Annotated in this window: 21 protein-coding genes and 2 tRNA genes; 9 read left to right on the top strand and 14 right to left on the bottom strand. The window is 55.9% G+C overall.

From position 1 onward, the window contains the following. The first annotated feature begins 82 nt into the window (after positions 1-82). Positions 83-991, top strand: a complete 909-nt coding sequence (locus AC27HQ_RS09925; RefSeq protein WP_487155992.1) for an ATP-binding protein — start codon at positions 83-85, stop codon at positions 989-991. Here the strand turns inward: AC27HQ_RS09925 and AC27HQ_RS09920 are convergent. Both AC27HQ_RS09920 and AC27HQ_RS09915 read right to left on the bottom strand, forming a co-directional pair. Further along, positions 988-1647 (bottom strand): glutathione S-transferase family protein, encoded by a 660-nt coding sequence (locus tag AC27HQ_RS09920; RefSeq protein WP_487155991.1) that lies wholly within the window; start codon positions 1645-1647, stop codon positions 988-990. The two genes, AC27HQ_RS09925 and AC27HQ_RS09920, sit on opposite strands and share 4 nt — an antisense overlap. A gap of 37 nt (positions 1648-1684) precedes the next feature. Beyond that, positions 1685-2455 carry a hypothetical protein gene (locus AC27HQ_RS09915; protein WP_487155990.1) on the bottom strand — a complete coding sequence of 257 codons (771 nt, stop codon included), beginning with the start codon at positions 2453-2455 and terminating at the stop codon, positions 1685-1687. Positions 2456-2740: 285 nt separating this feature from the next. Between AC27HQ_RS09915 and AC27HQ_RS09910 the strand changes: the two genes are divergently transcribed. Together AC27HQ_RS09910 and AC27HQ_RS09905 are read left to right on the top strand one after the other, a co-directional pair. After that, a tRNA-Glu gene (locus AC27HQ_RS09910) sits at positions 2741-2816 on the top strand. Between the two features lie 16 nt (positions 2817-2832). Continuing rightward, positions 2833-2908 (top strand) — tRNA-Gly (locus tag AC27HQ_RS09905). A gap of 345 nt (positions 2909-3253) precedes the next feature. On the opposite strand, the gene AC27HQ_RS09900 is transcribed toward AC27HQ_RS09905, so the two are convergent. Together AC27HQ_RS09900 and AC27HQ_RS09895 are read right to left on the bottom strand one after the other, a co-directional pair. Further along, the gene (locus AC27HQ_RS09900; RefSeq protein ID WP_487156063.1) at positions 3254-3649 is read right to left on the bottom strand and encodes a PA2817 family protein; all 396 of its coding nucleotides are present in this window, start codon (positions 3647-3649) and stop codon (positions 3254-3256) included. Between the two features lie 76 nt (positions 3650-3725). Further along, positions 3726-6185, bottom strand: a complete 2460-nt coding sequence (locus AC27HQ_RS09895; protein WP_487155989.1) for an acyl-CoA dehydrogenase — start codon at positions 6183-6185, stop codon at positions 3726-3728. Positions 6186-6532: 347 nt separating this feature from the next. On the opposite strand from AC27HQ_RS09895, the gene AC27HQ_RS09890 reads away from it, so the two are divergent. From AC27HQ_RS09890 to queF, 3 genes are all read left to right on the top strand, one after another. Further along, positions 6533-7465: an ABC transporter ATP-binding protein gene (locus AC27HQ_RS09890; protein ID WP_487155988.1), complete on the top strand. Its 933-nt coding sequence runs from the start codon at positions 6533-6535 to the stop codon at positions 7463-7465. Between the two features lies 1 nt (position 7466). Further along, on the top strand, positions 7467-8243 hold the full coding sequence (locus AC27HQ_RS09885; RefSeq protein ID WP_487155987.1) for an ABC transporter permease: 777 nt from the start codon (positions 7467-7469) through the stop codon (positions 8241-8243). A 72-nt stretch (positions 8244-8315) separates the two neighbouring features. After that, positions 8316-9152, top strand: coding sequence for an NADPH-dependent 7-cyano-7-deazaguanine reductase QueF (gene queF, locus AC27HQ_RS09880; RefSeq protein ID WP_487155986.1), 837 nt, complete (start codon positions 8316-8318; stop codon positions 9150-9152). Positions 9153-9154: 2 nt separating this feature from the next. On the opposite strand, the gene AC27HQ_RS09875 is transcribed toward queF, so the two are convergent. Next, positions 9155-9433, bottom strand: a complete 279-nt coding sequence (locus tag AC27HQ_RS09875) for a DUF4404 family protein (protein WP_487155985.1) — start codon at positions 9431-9433, stop codon at positions 9155-9157. Positions 9434-9513: 80 nt separating this feature from the next. Then, positions 9514-9933 carry an acyl-CoA thioesterase gene (locus AC27HQ_RS09870; protein WP_487155984.1) on the bottom strand — a complete coding sequence of 140 codons (420 nt, stop codon included), beginning with the start codon at positions 9931-9933 and terminating at the stop codon, positions 9514-9516. A 94-nt stretch (positions 9934-10027) separates the two neighbouring features. Here AC27HQ_RS09870 and AC27HQ_RS09865 point away from each other — a divergent pair, with 94 nt between their 5' ends. Further along, the gene (locus AC27HQ_RS09865) at positions 10028-10765 is read left to right on the top strand and encodes an MlaA family lipoprotein (RefSeq protein ID WP_487155983.1); all 738 of its coding nucleotides are present in this window, start codon (positions 10028-10030) and stop codon (positions 10763-10765) included. Between the two features lie 54 nt (positions 10766-10819). Here the strand turns inward: AC27HQ_RS09865 and AC27HQ_RS09860 are convergent, their stop codons facing one another. Next, entirely contained in the window at positions 10820-11125 is a 306-nt protein-coding gene (locus AC27HQ_RS09860) for a PilZ domain-containing protein (protein ID WP_487155982.1), read from the bottom strand. Positions 11126-11349: 224 nt separating this feature from the next. On the opposite strand from AC27HQ_RS09860, the gene AC27HQ_RS09855 reads away from it, so the two are divergent. Together AC27HQ_RS09855 and rssC are read left to right on the top strand one after the other, a co-directional pair. Further along, positions 11350-12540 (top strand): PP2C family protein-serine/threonine phosphatase, encoded by a 1191-nt coding sequence (locus AC27HQ_RS09855; protein WP_487155981.1) that lies wholly within the window; start codon positions 11350-11352, stop codon positions 12538-12540. Next, positions 12540-13025: an anti-sigma factor antagonist RssC gene (rssC, locus tag AC27HQ_RS09850; protein ID WP_487156062.1), complete on the top strand. Its 486-nt coding sequence runs from the start codon at positions 12540-12542 to the stop codon at positions 13023-13025. Before AC27HQ_RS09855 ends, rssC begins: the two co-directional genes overlap by 1 nt. On the opposite strand, the gene tal is transcribed toward rssC, so the two are convergent. The 7 genes from tal to AC27HQ_RS09815 form a co-directional block, all read right to left on the bottom strand. After that, positions 13014-13964 (bottom strand): transaldolase, encoded by a 951-nt coding sequence (tal, locus tag AC27HQ_RS09845; protein WP_487155980.1) that lies wholly within the window; start codon positions 13962-13964, stop codon positions 13014-13016. The genes rssC and tal overlap by 12 nt on opposite strands. Before the next feature lie 41 nt (positions 13965-14005). Beyond that, a complete protein-coding gene (dusA, locus tag AC27HQ_RS09840; RefSeq protein ID WP_487155979.1) occupies positions 14006-15040 on the bottom strand; it encodes a tRNA dihydrouridine(20/20a) synthase DusA in 1035 nt (344 codons plus the stop codon). Positions 15041-15106: 66 nt separating this feature from the next. Further along, positions 15107-16063 (bottom strand): PA2778 family cysteine peptidase, encoded by a 957-nt coding sequence (locus AC27HQ_RS09835; protein ID WP_487155978.1) that lies wholly within the window; start codon positions 16061-16063, stop codon positions 15107-15109. Positions 16064-16075: 12 nt separating this feature from the next. Beyond that, positions 16076-16480, bottom strand: coding sequence for a PA2779 family protein (locus AC27HQ_RS09830; RefSeq protein WP_487155977.1), 405 nt, complete (start codon positions 16478-16480; stop codon positions 16076-16078). Positions 16481-16680: 200 nt separating this feature from the next. Beyond that, positions 16681-17964: an NAD(P)/FAD-dependent oxidoreductase gene (locus AC27HQ_RS09825; protein WP_487155976.1), complete on the bottom strand. Its 1284-nt coding sequence runs from the start codon at positions 17962-17964 to the stop codon at positions 16681-16683. 94 nt (positions 17965-18058) lie between these two features. Beyond that, on the bottom strand, positions 18059-19600 hold the full coding sequence (locus AC27HQ_RS09820; protein ID WP_487155975.1) for a DHA2 family efflux MFS transporter permease subunit: 1542 nt from the start codon (positions 19598-19600) through the stop codon (positions 18059-18061). Beyond that, positions 19593-20624, bottom strand: coding sequence for an HlyD family secretion protein (locus AC27HQ_RS09815; protein WP_487155974.1), 1032 nt, complete (start codon positions 20622-20624; stop codon positions 19593-19595). Before AC27HQ_RS09815 ends, AC27HQ_RS09820 begins: the two co-directional genes overlap by 8 nt. Between the last annotated feature and the right edge of the window lie 15 nt (positions 20625-20639).

The raw sequence follows: 20639 nt of genomic DNA, 5'->3' as shown, positions 1-20639 counted from the left end.
CTGTCCCTGAGCATAGCCCAACTCTGTCTGGTGAGAAGGGCGTGCGCGTGGCATTCTTCTGCAATCTTCAAGGGAGGACTCTATGTCAGAAATCACTGCACAGCAATTCATGCAGCGGGTCGTTGCGGCGCTCGACAGGTTGGAACAGGGAGATGCTGATGCCGTATCTGCGCCTGACTGGTCCAGCGTGTTGGCTGCACGCTGGATGCCTGCCGGTGAGGGTGGCTGGCTACGGGTACTGAATGTGCGACTGGATAATCAACTGGATGACTTGCTCGGCGTGGCTCGGCAAAAGACCCTGCTGCAGGCCAATACGGCACAGTTTGTTCGTGGTTTGCCAGCCAACAATGCCCTGCTGTGGGGTGCGCGCGGAACCGGAAAATCGTCGCTGATACGCGCCTTGCTGGCCGCCTACGCCGATCAAGGCTTGCGTTTGATTGAGATGGACAAGGCTGACCTGCTGCACTTGCCCGCGCTGGTAGCGCAGATACGTGATCTGCCCTGGCGCTTCATATTGTTCTGCGATGACCTGGCCTTTGAGGCCGACGACATTGGCTACAAGGCGCTGAAGACGGTACTGGATGGCACAGTGGAATCTGCGCCGCCGAACCTGCTGTTATATGCCACCTCGAACCGTCGGCATCTGTTGCCGGAACAGCGTAGCGACAATCTGGCAGCAAGCATGGTCGATGGTGAGTTGCATCCAGGTGAGGCCATTGAAGAAAAGGTGGCGCTGTCAGACCGTTTTGGGCTTTGGGTGTCTTTTTATCCCTTTTCCCAGGATCAGTACCTGGAGGTGGTCAGGCACTGGCTGGGGCAATTGGCTACCGAGTTCGGTTTGAGCTGGAACTGGTCTGATCCTCTGCAGCAGGAGGCTCTGCGCTGGGCAACTGGCAGGGGTAACCGCAATGGTCGCTGTGCCTATCAGTTTGCCCGTTCCTGGGTTGGACGGCAGTTGTTGGCAGAGGCGACCGGTTCGGGGTGTGACTAACCGCGGTTGGTGAGCTTGGCGATCAGCTGGTGCTCGGCTGGCAGCAAGCTGCTGAAGCTGCTGCGAGCAGTCACCCGGCTGAGCAGCGAGGCCAGCCCTGGCCAGCGGCTGTCGTCAATCAGTTCGCCCACATGGGCCATATTGATCAATTGGCAGCAAACGGCAATATCAGCCAGGCTGAACTGCTTGCCGACCAGAAAGGGCTTGTTGTCGAGTTGTTGTTCGAGGTAATCAAGCAGCGGTGGAATAGTCTCTTGCAGAGCCTTGGCTACTCTGTCTTCATCGGTTTGCTTGCCGATCAATGGGTGCAGAAAGCGTTCGCTGTAAACGCTGAAGGTAGCATGGGGTGCCAGTTCATAATCGGCGTATTTTTCCAGCCAGCGCACCTGCGCAGCCTCCTCGGCCGTCTCACCATAGAGGGATGGGCCGGCGTATCTGTCTTGCAGATACTGAGCGATCACTGCCGAGTCAGCCAGTTTCAACTCACCATCCTGGATGGCAGGTATGCGTCCCAGTGGGCTGATCTGGTAGAACCAGTCAGGCTGCTGAAACGGGCCTATCGCGACGTGCTCATGGGCTATGTCCTGCTCAGCCAGTTGCACACGAATCTTGCGAACAAAGGGCGACAGAATCGCGCCATACAGGGTAAGGGGCATATCAGGTCCATGGCGGGTGTTGGGACAGCCAGTTTGCTCAGTCGTCGTAGACTGATTTCTTCTTCCAGGATTCGTCGGTCTGCTCAAGCTCCTGCAGACCGGCACTGAGCTCGCTGGACTGTGCTGTGGCAGCCTGTTCCGCCTGCACGATGGTATCAGTGGCCATTTGCAGCAGTTGCCTGAAGCGCTCGATGTGGGACGCATAGGCTGGATTCTGCAAGCTGTTCAGGTAGCTGATCGCCCGCTCGTACTGCAATTTGGCTACCCGCGGTTTACCCTGACGCATGCCTTCTTCGGCCATGACCTGAAACATTTGTATGGCGGTGGTGATCAGGTGCTGACTGATCTGGCTGGACCACTCCATCAGGCCGGCCTTGTCCAGCAGACCATCACGGTGGGCTTGCTGCAGAAGGTTATTGAGGTTTTCCAGCTGCTCCTTGACCTCCTTGGCACGCATCTGGCTGTCGATTTTCACCACAGGGTTGGCAATTTGCGCATCAGGTGCGCGCAACTGTCGCTCTGCACTGTCAAGCATGTCCTGGGCGCGGACATGCTTGCGGTCAAGTCGCAGGAGTTTTTCAAGCAGAAAGATCTCAATGTGCAACAAGAGTTTCTTCAGGTCAGGACTCATGAACTGACCGGGAAGCTGGCTGGCGATGCCGGAACAGATGTTGACGCGGGCAATCAGCTCGGCACTGAGTCTTGCCCGTTCAATGCGCGCACGCTCCATGGCATGGCTGATAAAGCCGATGCTCAGAAGGAGAAGTACACCGCCGCCAACCAAAGCGCCAATTAATAAAGGTGACACGCTCTATCTCTCTTTTTTGTTGAGCTTGTTTGAAACGTTATGCCACAAAGTCTCTTCTTAAGAAAGGCTTGAGTGTAAATGGCCTTATGATATTACTTTGGCGATTGAACAAGGCTTTAGCCTAAAGCGTGACCTTAAGTCGAATAACCTGAAAAAAGACCGACTTAGGGCTTGACGCTGGTTGAGGCCCTGCATAAAATGCGCGCCACTTGCAGCAAACAACGAAAGTTGGCTGCAGCAAGACGCCAGCGCTGATAAGCTTGGCACTGTGAAGTCCGGAACTGTGTCCCCTTCGTCTAGTGGCCTAGGACACCGCCCTTTCACGGCGGTAACAGGGGTTCGAGTCCCCTAGGGGACGCCACTTCGGCGTCAGATTTGCGGGAATAGCTCAGTTGGTAGAGCACGACCTTGCCAAGGTCGGGGTCGCGAGTTCGAGTCTCGTTTCCCGCTCCATATGTAACAAAGAAACCGCTTGCTGGCGGTTTTTTTGTGCCTGAAATAAGGCTGGTTTTGAGATTTAGCTAAGGGCATCGCGGCGAGGCCGCCACTCCCACCTGAAGCTCGTTCACATTGCACCGATGCGCCTGTCTGGCCAGTAGGGGTGACTGTTCCGCCGTGAAAGCGTCCTAGCGCAAGGTCGTGCATTGCTCGCCCAGCGCTATGGCATGTGGATTCAGTATGTTGACAGGGCCTGCAATATCCGCAGACTCGATGCTTCCAGCTTCCAGCTTCCAGCTTCCAGCTTCCAGCTTCCAGCTTCCAGCTTCCAGCTTCCAGCTTCCAGCTCCAAGGTATCTCTTAGTTACTTTGAATCAACTGTCTCGCCTGCTCCCAGTTAAATACTTCGCCGCGCTCTTCGGCCGCGGCGCGGTGTTCGTCAATCAGCTGATACTGGGCAATTTCATCGTCGGGCATGAAGTGCAGGCAATCACCACCAAAATACCAGAGCAGGTCACGCGGGATCAGGTGGGCTATCTGCGGGTAGCGGCTGATAATCTGGCAGAGAATTTCCTGACCGCTGAACAGAGCATCCTGTTCGCCAGCCTCGAGCTGATTGATCATTTCTTCGAAGCGTTCAAGGAACAGCAGGTTGCTTTCTTCCGGTACCTGCTCCATCAGCATGGACTGGGCGCGCAGGGTGTCATACAGGCTCTTCAGCAGGGCAATATGGTAAACATGGTAGGGCAGGGTGATATTCATGGCGGGCTCCTGAGACGATGCGCGGGAGTCTAGCAAAGTGCCGGGGGTTTTGTACCCCCGGCACTGACCTTCAGGCTTTGGTCTTGCGCGTCTTGCGCGGTGCGGGTTTCATGTCGGCAGGGGCAAAGTCGTCAACCGCTATGACCTTGGCCCTGGCTTCGCGCGCAGCACGTACCTGCTTGGCCTCGTCCGGACTGATTACACCCAGCTCGGCCGCTACCTCGAGCATATCGGCGTCGCTGTCATGCTCGAGTTCGCCGGTGTGCTGGGCTTTGCTCAGACGCAGCTCGAGCGGCTCGGCTATGATGACTTTCTCCAGCGCGCTGTTCAGCAGGCCGGTCACATCATCGGCGTCGTTGCTGCGATAGCAGCCGTCGAGCAGTCGGTCACGTGCCGCTCCGGGTGTCATCAGACGGCGTGCGACTTCAGCACCGGTAGCATCATGCGGCGGCTTGAGTCTGCGCCCCAGGGGAAACATCAGCACACGAAGTAGCGGTGCCAGACGTTGATCCGGGAAGTTCAGCAGAATCTCATGAATGGCTTGCTCGGTTTCAGCCAACAGCGTCTCAACGCCCCAGGCCACGAAGGGTAGATCCTCGTCCGGGTGCCCCTGGTCTTCAAAGTGCTTGAGTGTGGCGCTAGCCAGATAGAGGTTGCTGAGAATGTCGCCGAGTCTTGCCGACAGTCTCTCACGGCGTTTGAGCTCACCGCCGAGCATCAGCATGGTGACATCCGTCAGGGTCGCGAAGCAGGCTGCGAGTCGACTCATTTGCTGATAATAACGTCGCGTTTCATTAGTGCCGGGGGTTTTCACCACGCGGCCTGCGGTGAGTCCCAGCAACAGACTGCCTGCTGCATTGCCGAGGGCAAAACCGACATGCTCAAATAACAGTTCATCGAAGCGCGTGATGGCTGTGTGCTCATCTGCTTCCTGGGTTGCTTGCATTTCCCGCAGTACGAAAGGGTGGCAGCGGATTGCGCCCTGACCAAAGATCATCATAGTGCGGGTCAGGATATTGGCGCCTTCAACGGTGATGGAGATGGGGATCGATTGATAGCCGCGGCCCAGGTAGTTCTTCGGGCCCATGCAAATGCCTTTTCCGCCGTGCACATCCATGGCGTCGTTGATGCATTTTCGCATGCGTTCAGTCAGGTGGTATTTGACCACCGCCGAAAGCACTGAGGGCTTCTCGCCAAGGTCCACGGCGCCAGCGGTCATGCTGCGTGCGGCATTCATCACATAGGTATTGCCGCCAATGCGTGCCAATGCTTCCTGAATGCCTTCGAACTCACCAATGGGCAGGTTGAACTGACGACGGATGCGAGCATAGGCGCCGGTGGTCATGCTGGCCATTTTCGCTGCACCGGTACTGCCGGCTGGTAGTGATATGGAACGGCCAACGGACAGGCAGTTCATCAACATGACCCAGCCCTTGCCGATCATGTCCTGGCCGCCAATCAAATAGTCCATGGGGATGAACACATCCTTGCCGGCGTTCGGGCCGTTCATGAAGGCCGCGTTCAACGGGAAATGCCGGCGACCAATCTCGACACCGGGTGTCTCAGTGGGAATCAGCGCGAGGGTAATGCCGCGTTCTTCCTGTTCGCCAAGCAAATGCTCCGGGTCGTAAACCTTGAATGCCAGGCCGAGCAGTGTGGCCACCGGGCCAAGGGTGATATAGCGTTTTTCCCAGGTCACTTTCAGGCCGATCACCTGTTGACCTTGCCATTCGCCCTTACAAACAACGCCTTTGTCTGGCATGGCGCCTGCGTCTGAACCGGCCTCTGGCGAGGTCAGGGCAAAACAGGGAATATCGGTTCCGGCGGCCAGCCGTGGCAGGTAATGGTTTTTTTGCTCATCGGTGCCGTAATGCATGAGCAATTCGGCCGGCCCCAGGGAGTTCGGTACCATCACGGTGGAGCCGAGGTCGCCGCTGCGACTGGCCAGCTTCATGGCAATCTGCGAGTGGGCGTAGGCCGAAAAGCCCTTGCCGCCATACTCCTTGGGAATAATCAGACCAAAAAAACCGTTGTCGCGAATAAAGGACCAGCACTCAGGGGTTAAATCCTGCAGTTCGGTAGTGACTTGCCATTCATCTGTCATCTGGCACAGGGTCTCCACCGGGCCATCGAGGAAGGCTTTCTCTTCTTCGTTTAAAGTCGGTTTGGGAAAGGCATGCAGCTTGTTCCAGTCCGGACGGCCACTGAACAGGTCGCCATCCCACCATACCGTTCCGGCGTCCAGCGCCTCTTGTTCTGTATCGGATATGGGTGGCAGGACTTTCTTGAACCAATGGAACAGTGGCGTGCTTATGCTCTTTCGACGCCAGTCAGGCAGATTCAGGGGCAATGCAATGCCAATAAACAGTGCCCAGAGCAGTAAATCAACAGGCCAGGGTGCAGGTCCAAACAGGGTCAAGACCAGAAGGTAAGCGGCGACTGCAATGCTGCCGTTGGCGAGGCCGCTACGGATATAGGCCAGTACGGCGATGCCCAGAATCAGGCCAAGAAGCCAGAGCAGGGTGATCATAGAGCGTTCCTTCTTCCAAGAATCCAGTTCACAGCATAGACCCTTGGGCCTGCGATAGTAACCGTGGGATGTAACAGGATGGTTTGCCGATAAGCAGCCTGTTTTTTCGGGATGCAAGGCTGGGACGCTTTGATGGCAGTCTCTGAACCTCCGTTCGTAACGACTGCGTTGCCGTAGCCGAGGTCGGCGAGCTGACTGCGTACAGTGACGTTCATAAAGGCATTGATATCAGCCATTCTCAAGCCGGCAGGGCAGCCAAAAGGGTTGCCGCTGTTGTCCCTGGGTCTTGTTTTTCATACAGTCCACCCCCATATCCTTAACCCTCCCATCCTGGCCGGAAGGCGCTAATGACAGCAGCTATCAGCATCCACGATTTAAAAAAGACGTATGGCAACGGTTTTACTGCGTTGAAGGGCGTCAATCTGGAGGTCAAGCAGGGCGATTTCTTTGCCTTGCTCGGTCCCAACGGAGCGGGGAAATCCACCACCATAGGCATTCTGTCCTCGCTGGTTAACAAAACCTCGGGGCAGGTCAGTGTCTTTGGCCATGATATTGACCATGACCTGTTGGCCGCCAAACGCTGTATTGGTGTTGTGCCGCAGGAGTTCAATTTCAGCCAGTTCGAAAAGGTTATGGATATCCTGGTCAATCAGGCTGGCTATTACGGTATTCCGTTGAAGCAGGCTCGTGAGCGGGCCGAGATTTATCTGCGGCGGCTGGGCTTGTGGGACAAGCGCAATGAAGCGTCGCGGATGCTTTCTGGAGGCATGAAACGCCGTTTGATGATTGCCCGCGCGCTGATCCATGAGCCGCGCTTGTTGATTCTTGACGAGCCCACGGCCGGGGTTGATATCGAAATCCGTCGCTCCATGTGGCAGTTTCTGGAGGAGATCAATGCACAGGGCATAACCATTATTCTGACCACGCACTATCTGGAAGAAGCTGAGCAGCTGTGCCGCAATATCGCGATCATTGATCAGGGTCGAATCATTCATAACACCAGCATGAAACACCTGCTAAAGGAGCTGCATACCGAAACATTCCTGCTCGATTGCAAGCAATCACTGGCGCAGGTGCCGGAGCTTGAAGGCTACAGCTGTAGCCGGATAGATGAGCATACCTTGCAGGTTCAGGTCGACAAGCAGCAGGGTCTGAACAATCTGTTCGTGGCTTTGTCAGCTCAGCATATTGAGGTATTGAGCATGCGCAACAAGAGTAACCGTCTGGAGGAACTGTTCCTCATGCTGGTTGATGAAAACGCCGAAAAAGGGGCTGCCTGATATGTCGCATTGGCATGCTAGCTGGATTGCATTTCTGACCATAGTGAGTAAGGAGATACGACGCTTCACCCGCATCTGGGCACAAACGCTGTTGCCGCCGGGTATCACCATGGCGCTGTATTTTGTCATCTTCGGCAACTTGATCGGCAGTCGTATAGGCGATATGGATGGTTACCCCTACATTGATTACATCGTGCCTGGTCTGATCATGATGGCGGTGATTACCAACAGCTACTCCAATGTGGTGTCGAGCTTTTTCAGTACCAAGTTCCAGCGCTCCATCGAAGAGTTGATGGTGGCGCCAGTTTCACCGCATGTGATCTTGCTGGGCTATACCTTTGGTGGCGTTGCGCGCGGTTTGGCCGTGGGCCTGATTGTCACGCTGATGTCGTTGTTTTTTACTCGCTTGGAAGTACAGCATCTGGGGCTGACTATAGTGGTGGTGTTTTTTACCTCACTGGTGTTTGCCCTGGGTGGCTTCATCAATGCGGTGTTTGCCAAGACCTTTGATGATATTTCAATCATTCCGACCTTTGTGCTCACACCTCTGACCTATCTGGGCGGGGTGTTCTACTCGATCAATATGCTGCCGGAATTTTGGCAATCGGTTTCATTGATCAATCCCATACTGCACATGGTCAACGCTTTTCGCTTTGGTATTCTGGGCGTGTCTGATATCCCGATCGGGGTCGCGCTGGTCATGATGATGACCTTTGTTGTGCTGCTGTATGCCATCAGTTATCGCTTGCTGGTGCGCGGAACCGGGATGCGTCAATAGTGCGGGGGGCAAGGGCTAGTCTGTAAAGCCTGCTGAGGGTATGCTTCAGCACCTGAAGCTTGGAGAATGAGCATGTCTCAGCACCCCGCCGACCAATCGCCGCTGGGCAAAAGCAGTGCCTATGTCAGCCTGTATACGCCGTCGTTGTTGTTCCCTATCGCTCGGGAGCTGAAATGGCAGGAACTGGGCTTGCAAGCAGAAAGTCTCCCCTTTCATGGGGCAGATATCTGGAACTGTTATGAGCTCTCCTGGCTCAGTCCCTCGGGCAAGCCAGAGATGGCTGCAGCGGAGTTTGTGTTCCCGATCAAGGCGCGGCGGATTGTCGAGTCCAAATCCTTCAAGCTGTATCTCAATTCCTTTAATCAGACAGTATTCCGTGACCGTGCGGATGTACTGCATACGCTCGAATCGGACTTGAGCGTGGCGGCGCAGGGACCCGTGATGGTCAGGTTGTTTACCATGGCGCAACTGCATGCTCAGGGCATGGCGCAGCTACCCGGCGTGTGTCTGGATGATCAGCAGATAGACATCAATCGCTATGATTACGACGCCAGCCTGTTGCAACTGGCCGAGGCGGGAGGGCTGGCACGGGAAAGCCTTTTCAGTCACCTGCTCAAGTCAAATTGCCCGGTAACCGGTCAGCCTGACTGGGCTAGCGTACAGATCATCTATAGCGGCCATCGTCTCGATCATCCCAGTCTGTTGCGCTATCTGGTATCGTTTCGTCAGCATTCCGATTTTCATGAACAGTGTGTCGAGCGCATCTTTACCGATTTGCTGGCTGTACTGGGTCAGGGTGCCGAGCTGACCGTATACGCCCGTTATGTGCGTCGCGGCGGATTGGATATCAACCCTTTTCGCTCGACCACGGCGCAGTTTCCGGAAAACCTCAGGGTGGCCAGGCAGTAGCGTCAGATGCCCATGTCTGACAGCGTCTGAACCACACTGCGCAAGGTGGCTGCGACGGTGGGATGTCGCGCAGAAAACTGTTCGACCATCAAATTCACACCATCCACCAGGGTCGGATCAGCCTCGGCATCGGCATTCTTCTCAAGTGCTTCCAATTTGGCTTCGATATCGTTGGCCAATTGCTGCAGTGCTTCCCGTTCTTCTTCAGACAGAGGGCCTTCGGTTTGCTTCAGTGCGTTATGCAAGCTTTCAAGCTGGGTTTTCAAACGACGTGCGGGCATGGTTCGCTCCATTTATTGTCAGCGCTGTCTTTACTATACCCAGCGTAGGGGTATCCGTCTGCGTTGATGCCTCAGATTTATCACAAGGGTTCCTGACCCATGGCAATTCTGACTTTGTCGGGCACGGGGACAGGTCTTTGCGTGGCCGTTTCAATCCACACCAGCTTAACCTCGCCATAGCCAACCAGCTCGCTGCTGCCCTCGACAAACATACGGTGTTCCAGGCTCAGGCTGGTTCGGCCAACCGTGCCGGCATACAGCTCTACCAACACGGTTGCTGGATGATCGACGGGCTTGCGGAAGTGATGAGTGCAGGATAACAGTACCAGGCCTTGACCAATCTGACGTCGCGGAGCCCCCAGTCCGTCGAGCCAAGCGATGCGTGCTTCCTCGAGGTATTGATAGTAACGGGTGTTGTTCACATGCTGGTTGGTATCCATGTCTCCCCAGCGAACGGGGATGGCAGCAACATAAAGTGGTTCTTTTTCAATTTTAGTCATGGTCAGAAATCACTGGTGATAGAGGAATATTGCATTACAATCACAGGGTCTGCGAATGCTAGCCTTGGGGCCGTCGCACCGATTTTAATAGGAGATGTTCTGGATGAACCCTAGTAGCTTATCGATACGGACCCTGCTTTTCTGTGCATTAACCGGTCTGTGTAATACACCGGCTATGGCCTCGGAAGACTATGATGATTATGTCGATGAATATGCCAGTACTGACCCATGGGAGCCAGTTAACCGTGCGGTGTTCAGTTTCAATGACACGGTGGATACCTATTCGCTCAAGCCGATTGCCCAGGGTTACAACTGGGTTATGCCTGAGCCGCTGAACGACGGCATCACAAATGTTTTCAAGAACTTGGGTGAGCCAAAAAACCTGGTCAATAACACCCTGCAAGGCAAATTCCACGATGCCGGTGTGGATGTCGCACGTTTTCTGCTGAACTCGACCCTCGGTGTGGTCGGGATCTTTGATGTGGCCACGCGCATGGGCCTGCAGCGTAATGACGAAGACTTTGGACAAACCCTGGGTGCCTGGGGTATGGAAAGTGGTCCGTATGTAGTGCTGCCTTTACTGGGTCCGAGTACGGTCAGGGATACCGGCGGTCGAGTGGTAGACGGCGTGGCCCTGATTAATTACAGCCAGCAGATTGATCACGTACCCACGCGTAACACCGCGCTGGGGGTCGATCTGATTGATATTCGCGCTGGGCTGCTTTCCCAGGAACGACTGATTCGGGGCGATCGTTATAACTTTGTGCGTAATGCTTTCTTGCAAAACCGCGAATACAAGGTCAAAGACGGCGAAGTCGAAGATACCTTTTGAGTCCCGACCGATAGAAAAAAAGCGCCGATGGGCGCTTTTTTTCTATCGAATAGCCTATTCAACCTGTTTGAACTGGATACCAACAGCAAAGCCGCCTTCATCCGCGGCAACACAGCGCATGACCTCGCCCGTGGCCCTAAGACCATCGAGCCCTGGGGTCGGTGATGGAATCAGCAGCTCAATCGGGGTGCCTTCGGCCAGTGGCTGTTTCAGAACCAGCTGAACACCTTGACTGGACAGATCCTGACAAAGAATCTGGATGCTGTCGGCCTGATCCGGGAGGGTCAGAAGCGCAGAAGTTTCTACCCGCATACGGATAAAGTCACGTTTTTCGTTGTAATTCTGATCATGAAACGACATGTTTTTTCCCACCATGGCTGGATGGAGACAGACACTTGAGCCACTCCACTTTAAAACGCGGCGAGCTGCGGCACAAGCGCCCATCTGTGTGTAGCATGATGGTTGCCTGCCGCAACGGATGGGAGTACTGTTTGCCCCTTGAAAGGTCAGGTCATTCTGATCCAGTCACGTACACCCTGTGGCCTGCAGCCAGCCTTGCTGCATGGCAATGACGTAGGGGCACTATGCAGCTTTCTGGCACTTATTTACTGGTTACCGACGCAAGCGACGTTGTGCGCCAGAATCTTGCGCACTATCTGGAAGGATCTGGCCTTGAACTGATTCAGGCCGGTTGTACCTTCGATGCGCTTGAGCTTTGCCGCAGTCAACACCCTGGTCTGGTGCTGTGTGATCTGCAGTTGACCAAGGGTGATGGGCTCGGACTGGTGCATCAGCTCTTATCCCTTTTTCCAGATATGCCGATCATTGTGCTGGCGGATTCCGATAGTACTGCCTTGATTGCCGATGCATTGCAGATTGGCGCCGTAGACTATCTGATTAAACCCCTTAACGATCCGCGTCTGCTGCAGCATGTTTTGCAACGGGCAATGAGCCAGGTCCGACTGCAGTTGGACAATCAGCGAACCCATGAGCGGTTGGAGACCACTAACCGCGAGCTGCAGAACCATTTGCAGGAGTTGCGTGATGATCAGGCTGCCGGTCACCAGGTGCAGCTCAACATGCTGCCGACCACACCATGGAAATGCGGCGAATATACCTTTGAACATCGCATTATTCCCTCGCTCTACCTGTCGGGCGATTTTGTCGATTACTTCCGAGTGTCTGATACGCAACTGGCCTTTTATCTGGCGGATGTGTCTGGACACGGTGCTTCCTCGGCCTTCGCGACAGTCCTGCTGAAATTCATGACCACCCGACTTCTTTATGAACAGCGCAAGCTCGGTGATCAGGGGCATATCGATTTCAAGCCCTCGGACGTTCTGGGGCACATCAATCGCAGTCTGATCAGTTGCAAGCTCGGCAAGCACGTGACCATGCTGGGCGGGGTAATTGACGAGTCGACCAGTACGCTTACTTACAGTATTGGCGGCCACCTACCGCTGCCAGTATTGTATTCGGAGGGTAAGGCTGATTACCTGCAGGGCAAGGGCAGGCCCGTGGGTTTGTTTGCTGATGCACGTTATGAAGACCACCAGATCAGCCTGCCCGAGCGATTTTCCCTGACGTTATGCTCGGATGGTGTGCTGGATTGTCTGGAGGGTACTTCGCTCAGGGAGAAAGAGGCCCGCTTGCCAAGGTTGGTCGAAGTGGTTGAAGGCAGCATGCGCGGTCTTTTGGCTAAACTGAACCTTCAGCCCGGCAAAGTAATGCCGGACGATATTTCACTCATGGTCTTAAGCAGGCAGCCGGGATGATGACGACGGGAAAGATCCAGTTCGCCGAGTCTGAGGGAACCTTCATACTGAAGTTTGTCGGCGACGTGCGCCTGACGCTCTGCGCTGCCCTGGACGCCTATATCGAAAAGATTTTCAGTGTGTTGAATTTCAACGCCATCATTATAGATTTGACCGAGACTGACTGCATCGACAGTACCTCCCTGGGGTTGTTGGCAAAGTTGTCGATCCTGTCCCGCGACAAGGTCGGTTTTCTGCCCACTCTGGTATCAAACAAGGATGATATGAATCGCTTGCTGCAAAGCATGGGCTTTGATCAGGTGTTCAATATCGTCAGTCAGGTCGAGCCGAGTATTGCCGATCTGGCAGATCTGCCCGGGCAACTGTTGTCCGAGGAGTTGGTCAAGGACAAGGTGCTTGAGGCCCATCGTATTCTGATGAACCTCAATGACCATAACCGCGAAGCCTTTCGCGATCTGGTCAGCGCCCTCGAATCAGATAGCTGAGGCGGCGCGACTGGCCAGCAGCTGTTCGAGTTTCAATTGATCCGCAGCAAATGCCCGAATCCCTTCTGCCAGTTTTTCAGTGGCCATGGCGTCCTCGTTGTGGGACCAACGGAATTGCCTTTCGCTGAGTGTTTCCCGTGCATCCCGGGTTGCTTCCAGCAGGCTGCTTGCGGGCTGCATGGTCCCTGGCGCGGCAGCCAGTTCCTGCAACAAGGCCGGGCTGATGGTCAGTCGGTCGCAGCCTGTCAGGGCTTCAATTTGCCCGGTATTGCGGAAACTGGCGCCCATGACCACAGTGGCATACAGGTGCTGCTTGTAATACCTGAAAATGCGCGCAACCGACTGCACACCTGGGTCGTCCTGTCCGCTGAAATCACGGCCTTCGCGGTTTTTGTGCCAATCGTAGATGCGCCCGACAAAGGGTGAGATCAGAAACACACCCGCGTCAGCGCAAGCCTGGGCCTGGGCAAAGGAAAACAGCAGGGTCAGATTGCATTGAATGCCCTCGCGCTCCAGTTCTGCAGCGGCCTGAATGCCTTCCCAGCTGGCGGCAATCTTGATCAGCACTCGATCACGTGGCACACCTGAGACTTCATAGCGTTCGATCAGGCTGCGTGCCTTGTCCAGGGTCGCCTGCCGATCAAAGGACAGGCGTGCATCCACCTCGGTTGAAATGCGCCCCGGGATCAGTTTGACGATTTCTCCACCCAGGGCCACAGCGAAGTGATCACAGGCATCGGCGATCAGCTCGTAGCTGCCCTTGGACGCGCTCAGGGCCTGATCCAGCAGTTCGCTGTATTCGGGTTGCTGGGCAGCCTTGAGGAGCAATGAAGGGTTGGTCGTGGCGTCAATCGGCTGCAGCCGGCGGATGGCTTCAATATCACCGGTATCGGCGACGATCAGGGTGTGTTGCTTGAGGCTGTCCAGTTTGTTGGTCATGTTTGGCAGTGCCCGTGGAGAAAGTATGCACTGACCTTAACTCAAGCCTGCTGGGGCGGGCAATCCCGACCTGTCTGACGCGCCGTCATATCGATCAGCAGTTCATCGAACAAGGCTATAGGATCATCGGTCTGATGAAGGGCGCTGCTGAGCTGACGACGGAAATGCCTGGCGCCCGGCAAACCCTGAAAAAGACCAAGAATATGCCGGGTAACATGGTTCATGGCGCCGCCGGATTGCAGGTGCGCGAGGATATAGGGGCGCATGGCTGCCAGTACCTCGATGCGGCTGGGCACAGGACCTGGGGCCTGATAAAACAGCTCGTCAACCTGGGCCAGCAGGTAGGGGTTGTGATACGCCTCACGACCCACCATCACACCATCGAGGTGCTGGAGGTGCTCCAGCATCAGCTGCGGATCGGTGAGTCCACCATTGATAATGATTTCAAGCTGCGGGAAGTCCTGTTTCAACTGATGGACTACCTCATAGCGCAGGGGCGGAATATCCCGGTTTTCCTTGGGTGAGAGGCCCTCAAGAATGGCGATGCGTGCATGCACGATAAAGGTATCGCAGCCGGCCTCGTGTACCTGCGCGACAAAGTCATGCAGTTCGGCATAGCTATCGCGGCCGTTGATGCCGATACGGTGCTTGACCGTCACCGGAATCCGGCAGTTATCCAGCATCGCTTTGATACCCTCGGCAACCAGCCCGGGGTGGCCCATCAGGCAGGCACCAATCATGTTGTTCTGAACCCGGTCGCTGGGGCAACCGACATTCAGGTTGACCTCGGCAAATCCGGCCTGCTCGGCCAGCCCTGCGCACTGTGCCAGTTCCGCCGGATTGCTGCCACCCAATTGCAGCGCAACGGGCTGTTCCTCAGGATTGTAGCCAAGAAAGCGTGAGCGATCGCCATGGATCACGGCGCCTGTGGTGACCATCTCGGTATAGAGCAGGGCATGCTGGCTGATCAGTCGGGCAAAGTACCGGTAGTGACGATCAGTCCAATCCATCATCGGTGCCACGCAAAAGCGCCGGGAGGGGCCGGGACGTCGCAATATCGGGCTGGTGGGTGTCATGGCAGCAGGTCTGTGTAATCGGCAGGCGCAGATTGTAGCAGCTTGTGACTTGGTTAAAAAACCGGCTCAGGGATCAGGGCTGCTCAAGCACAGGGGAATTGCACAGTCGGGATTGCGGTTGTTGCTCAGGCGTTGCTGGTTATCTACCGACTGGCCGACGGCGCATTGGCGGGCGAGGGTGCCAGCCTGTTCACAGCCAAGAGCATTGAGAACCACTGAAAAGTTGTTCCAGCCTGCCTTGAAGTCAGGGAAGTCACTGACCAGTTGACGAAAGTGCTCGCCAGCCTGTTCCGGTTGCCCTGCTGCCCAGGCCAGATTACCAAGCCCCAGGCGTGCGCTGGGTTGCTCAGGCCAGGCCTGCAAGGCGGCGCTGTAGCTGCGTTTGGCACTCTCAAGGCGACCGGTCTGCTCCAGATCACTGGCTGCGCGCAGATAGCTCAAGGGCGTCGGTTGGGCAGGCAGTTGTCCGGGTGGCAGCAGGATAATAGCCCAGCGATCAGCTCGGTCCCAGGTTCGGGTAAAGACCCGGAAAGGGTCGCGTTGTGCTTTGTTCAGGCCGCTGTGCAGGATCATTTCGCGCGTAACAAGGTCATAGCCGACAACCACAGCATAGTGCCACTGCGGAAACCAGTTGAACGCAAGGTTCTGCATGACCAGTACCGGGTTACCTGCAGCGACTTCTGCCATCAGGTTTTCCAGTCTGCCGTCCAGTGGGTAAACCAGTAGATCACGCTCACGCGCGGCGGACACCAGTTCGACTTGAAGTGTGCCATTGCGCTCGGGGATATAAACGCGCTCAGTCAATTCATCTGGCTGATCGGCAATGCCGCGTTGATTGAGCAGCATGGCAAGGGATGCCGGACCGCACTGGAATTCGTCCTGGGCGTGGAAAGGTACTTCGTCCAGATAGACTTGCTCAGGCAGGTTGGCCAGCGATTCGAGCGTAGGCAGAACCAGCGGTCGCCCTGCACAGGCTGATAGCAGGGCTATCAGCGAGAGCAGGGCGATGGATCGCAGTCTCAACACAGCAGCCGCTTAGCGGTTGATGCAGTTGACGAACTTGTAGACATTGGTGGCACAGAGCATGTCAGTGATGATGAATATCACCAGGAACAGCACGATGATACCCAGAACACCGGCACCGGCCGGGCCTTCTTCCAGTTGCGCGTTGAAGTACGCCAGCTCATCGGCAGTCAGGCTTTTGATGCGTTGCTCGACCTGATCAGGAGAAACACCCATGGAAGCGAGTTTGTCCTGTACTGCCTGGTCATCAAGCATTGAGATCAGTGCATCACGGTCGACGCTGAGCTGTTCCTGTGCAATGACTTCGTGGGTACCGACCATCGAGCCCTGGGCGTATACGCTGCTGACCGAGGTCAACATAAACAAAGCGGTCAGCATGATGGAGAGATAACGTTTGGTCGATTTCATGAACGTCATAGGGACAACTCCTGTTTGTTATCTTGAGGCTTCGGCACAACTGGACAACATGGCTCAGCAGGCTTCTGGCCTATTTGATGCTGGAACCTAAGCACCGCAAAGCAGCATACGCCCTATCAAGGCATTGCATGCAACTCATTGACTCGAGAATGCTTGAAGAGTTCATGATTACTCGCGTAAATGTGATCTAAGTCACTGATTTAAATGCCCAGTTTGTCGCGCAAGTTATAATAGAGCGCGCCCATGGCCGTGAACGGAACGCGCAGCAGGCGTCCACCGGGGAAGGGGTAGTGCGGCAAACCGGCAAAGGCATCAAAGCGCTCAGCCTGTCCGCGTATGGCCTCGGCGAGTATCTTGCCGGCCAGATGGGTGTAGGTCACACCGTGGCCGCTGCAGCCCTGGGAATAGTAAATGTTGCCATCAATGCGACCAACCTGGGGCAGGCGCGACAGGGTCAACAGGAAGTTGCCGGTCCAGGCGTAATCAATCTTTATCCCCTGCAGCTGCGGGAAGGTCTTGAGCATGTTGGGCTTGACCAGGGCCTCAACGTTGGCCGGATCGCGCGCACCGTAGACTACGCCGCCACCAAAAATCAGACGTTTGTCTGCAGACAGTCGATAGTAGTCCAGCAGGTAATTGCAGTCCTCCACGCAGTAATCCTGCGGCAAAAGCGAGTCAGCCAGGTCCTGGTCCAATGGCTCGGTGGTAATCACCTGGGTGCCGCAGGGCATGGATTTGGCGGCCAGTTGCGGTATCAGATCGCCGAGGTAGGCATTGCCAGCGACTACAACAAATTTGGCTTTGACCTGGCCTTGGGCTGTGTGCACAACCGGATTCTCGCCCTTTTCGACACGCAGAACCGGTGACTGTTCATGGATGATGCCGCCCAGTGATTCGACCGCAGCCGCTTCCCCCAGGACCAGGTTGAGCGGGTGTATGTGTCCACCACTCATATCGAGCATGCCGCCGACATAGCTATCAGTATCAACTACCTTGCGGATCTCGGCGCTGTCCATCAATGACAACTGCGTGTGACCGTAGCGTTCCCATAGGGCCTTTTGCGCTTCCAGGTGTTTCATCTGCTTGGCCGTGACGGCGGCAAACACGCCGCCATCTTTCAAGTCACAGTCGATCTTGTAGGTAGCAATGCGCTCGCGAATGATGCGCGCCCCTTCGAAGGCCATCTCGCCGAGCAGGCGGGCCTGTTGGGCCCCAGTATTGCGCTCGATCACATCGATGTCGCGACTGTAGCTGTTGACGATCTGGCCACCATTGCGCCCCGAAGCACCAAAGCCGACCTTGACCGCCTCCAGTACCGTCACCCGAAAGCCCTGCTCAAGCAGAAACAATGCCGTTGAGATGCCGGTGTAACCGGCACCAATCACGCAGACATCGGTTTCATTCTGGCCCTGAAGAGGAGAGCGCTCCGGTGTCGGATTGGCTGACGCGGCGTAGTAGGACGTGGTATGCGATGTGATGGCCATGAAACACCTGTCATGTTGAATATTTTTTACAAGTTAAGCCGATGCTACCGACTGGAAAGGGCTTTTTCCAGTATTTGCTCAAAAAAAATGACAGCTATGCCGAGGGTGTACCCTTGGGGTAAGGGCGTACCATCAGAATGAAGCACATGGAGCAGGCCAGCAGCAGACCGATCAGGTGAAAAGCATCATTGAAGGCCATGATCTGTGCCTGCTGACGGACTGTCTGGTTCAGAGCCATAAGCGCGCTTTGCGGGTCGCCCAACTGCGCTGTCAGCAATTGCAGGCGCTCTTCAACGGCCGGGTTGCCGGGCACAATGGATTCACGCAAAAAATCAAAGTAGTACTTGGCGCGGCTATCCAGCATGGTAGCCAGCGCGGCAATGCCGATGGCGCCGCCGAGATTGCGCAGAATGTTGTACAGGCTCGACGCCGACCCGGCCTGTGAAGGCGGGATCATGGCTGTGGCAAGAATGGACAGTGGCACCAGTACCATCGGCTGTCCAAGGGAGCGGAAAATCTGGATGCCAATAAATTGCTCGCCGGCAAAGTCCAGACTCAGGGTGCCACTGAAGAAGCTCGCCGAGGCAAACAGCAGAAAGCCGGTGGCGCAAATCAATCGCGCATCCAGGTAACGCATGAGAATGGGCACCAGGGGTATCAGCAGCAGCTGCGGCAGCCCCAGCCACATGAATACCTGGCCAATCTGCAGGGCGTTGTAATCCTGTATTTGCGCCAGATAGACCGGCAGCACGAAAACAGTCCCATACAGCCCCACGCCCAGACCGATATTGGCCAGGCTGCCAAACAGAAAGTTGCGTTCCTTGAGCAGGCGTAGATTGACCAAGGGATTGTCGCGTGACAGTTGCAGAATGACAAAGGTCACCAGACTGAGAAAGGCGATGACGGCCAGGGCAACCATCAGTTGCGACTCCAGCCAGTCCTTGCGGTGACCCTCTTCAAGGAACACCTGCAGACAACCCAGTCCCAGCGCCATGGTCAGAATCCCGGCATAGTCACCCTGTTTCAACAGGGCCCAGCGTGGCGGGCTCTTGTCCAGCCCATAGAGCAGTCCGGTGATCATCAACAAGCCGGGCAGAATGTTGATATAGAAGATGAATTCCCAGCCGAAGCTTTCGGTCAGCCAGCCGCCAATGGTGGGGCCGATCGAGGGGGCAAAGGTCGCGGTAATGGCAAACAGCGCCATGCCCTTGGGGCGATCGGACAGTGGCAGCTTGGTCAGTACCAGCATGAAGGCAAAGGGAATCAGGGCGCCGCCTGCCAACCCCTGCAACACGCGAAAGATGATCATGCTTTCCAGGCTCCAGGCGATGGAGCAAAGCAGCGAGGCAGTCACGAACAGGCTGGAAATCACCACGGCAAAACGCCTGGGTGACATGACCATGGTCAGCCAGGCGGCCAGCGGAATGATGATGATCTCGGCAACCAGATAGGAGGTGGAGATCCATGAGCCTTCCTCAATGGTGGCTGACAGAGCACCCTGAATGTCCTTGAGGGAGGCATTGATGATCTGGATATCCAGAATCGCCATAAAGGCGCCCAGGATGGCGCTGAGAATGGCAATCCAGTCTCGACGCGTGGGCTTGCCAATGACCTGTTCGGCAACCTGCTCAGTCACGCAGATCGACCTTGACGGAAACCGACATGCCCGGGCGCAAGTCAACGAAGCGCGGATGACGTTGGTCAATCAACAGCTTGACTGGAATACGCTGCACTACCTTGGTGAAGTTGCCGGTGGCATTGTCCGGTGGCAGCAGACTGAACTGAGCGCCTGAGGCAGGAAACAGGCTGTCGATCACGGCAGGCACCGGGTCATCGGGGAAGGCATCAAAAATCAGGCTGGCCTGCTGACCTTCATGAATACCCTGGATCTGGGTCTCCTTGAAATTGGCCTGCACCCAAATGCGTTGTTGCGGCACGATGGCCAGCAGGTGTGCGCCGGGCTGAACGTTCTGACCCAGCCGGACGCTGCGCTGGCCGACACGGCCCTCGATGGGTGCCAGAATTTCGGTGCGCTGTAGAGCGAGATGTGCAGCACGTATCTCTGCCTCGGCTGAGAGTACTTGCGCCTGCAAGCGCTGCAGATCAGCGTTCAGGCTGTTCTTGTTGAGGCGGGCTGTCTGCGCATCGGCACGCGCCTGGCGAACCTGAGCGCGGGCAACATCCAGTTGCGCACGAAAATTGCTCAGCTGTTCTTCCGATGCATAACCGGATTGGCGCAATGGCGTCAGGCGCTGGATGTCCAGTTCGATCCGCCGTTGCTCAGCAGCGCGCGCCTCTATCTGAGCATCAGCCGCTTCGATCAGGCTGTCCTGCTGATTCAGTTGTGATTGCGCACGCAGTAATTCGGCTTCTCGGGTAGCCAGGTTGGCGCGCGCCTGGTCGAGGGCGATGTCGAAGTCCCGCGGATCAAGCCTGATCAGCGGCGTACCCACCGTCACCCACTGATTATCGTCAACCAGTACCTCGACTACCTGAGCCGACAGTTGGCTGCTGATGCGGGCAATTTCAGCATGTACATAGGCATTATCAGTGCGTTGGTAATGGCGTCCGATCAGCCACCAATGGGCAACGAAGCCTGCGGCAGCCAGAGCCGCAAGCAGGAAGAAGATCATCAAACGATTGCGTACCCGGGCTGACATGCTGATACCTGTTTT

The sequence above is a fragment of the Halopseudomonas sp. 4NH20-0008 genome (genome assembly GCF_057548395.1).
Note: the sequence above shows the minus strand (reverse complement) of the source record. Positions and strands in the feature narration are given on the sequence as shown.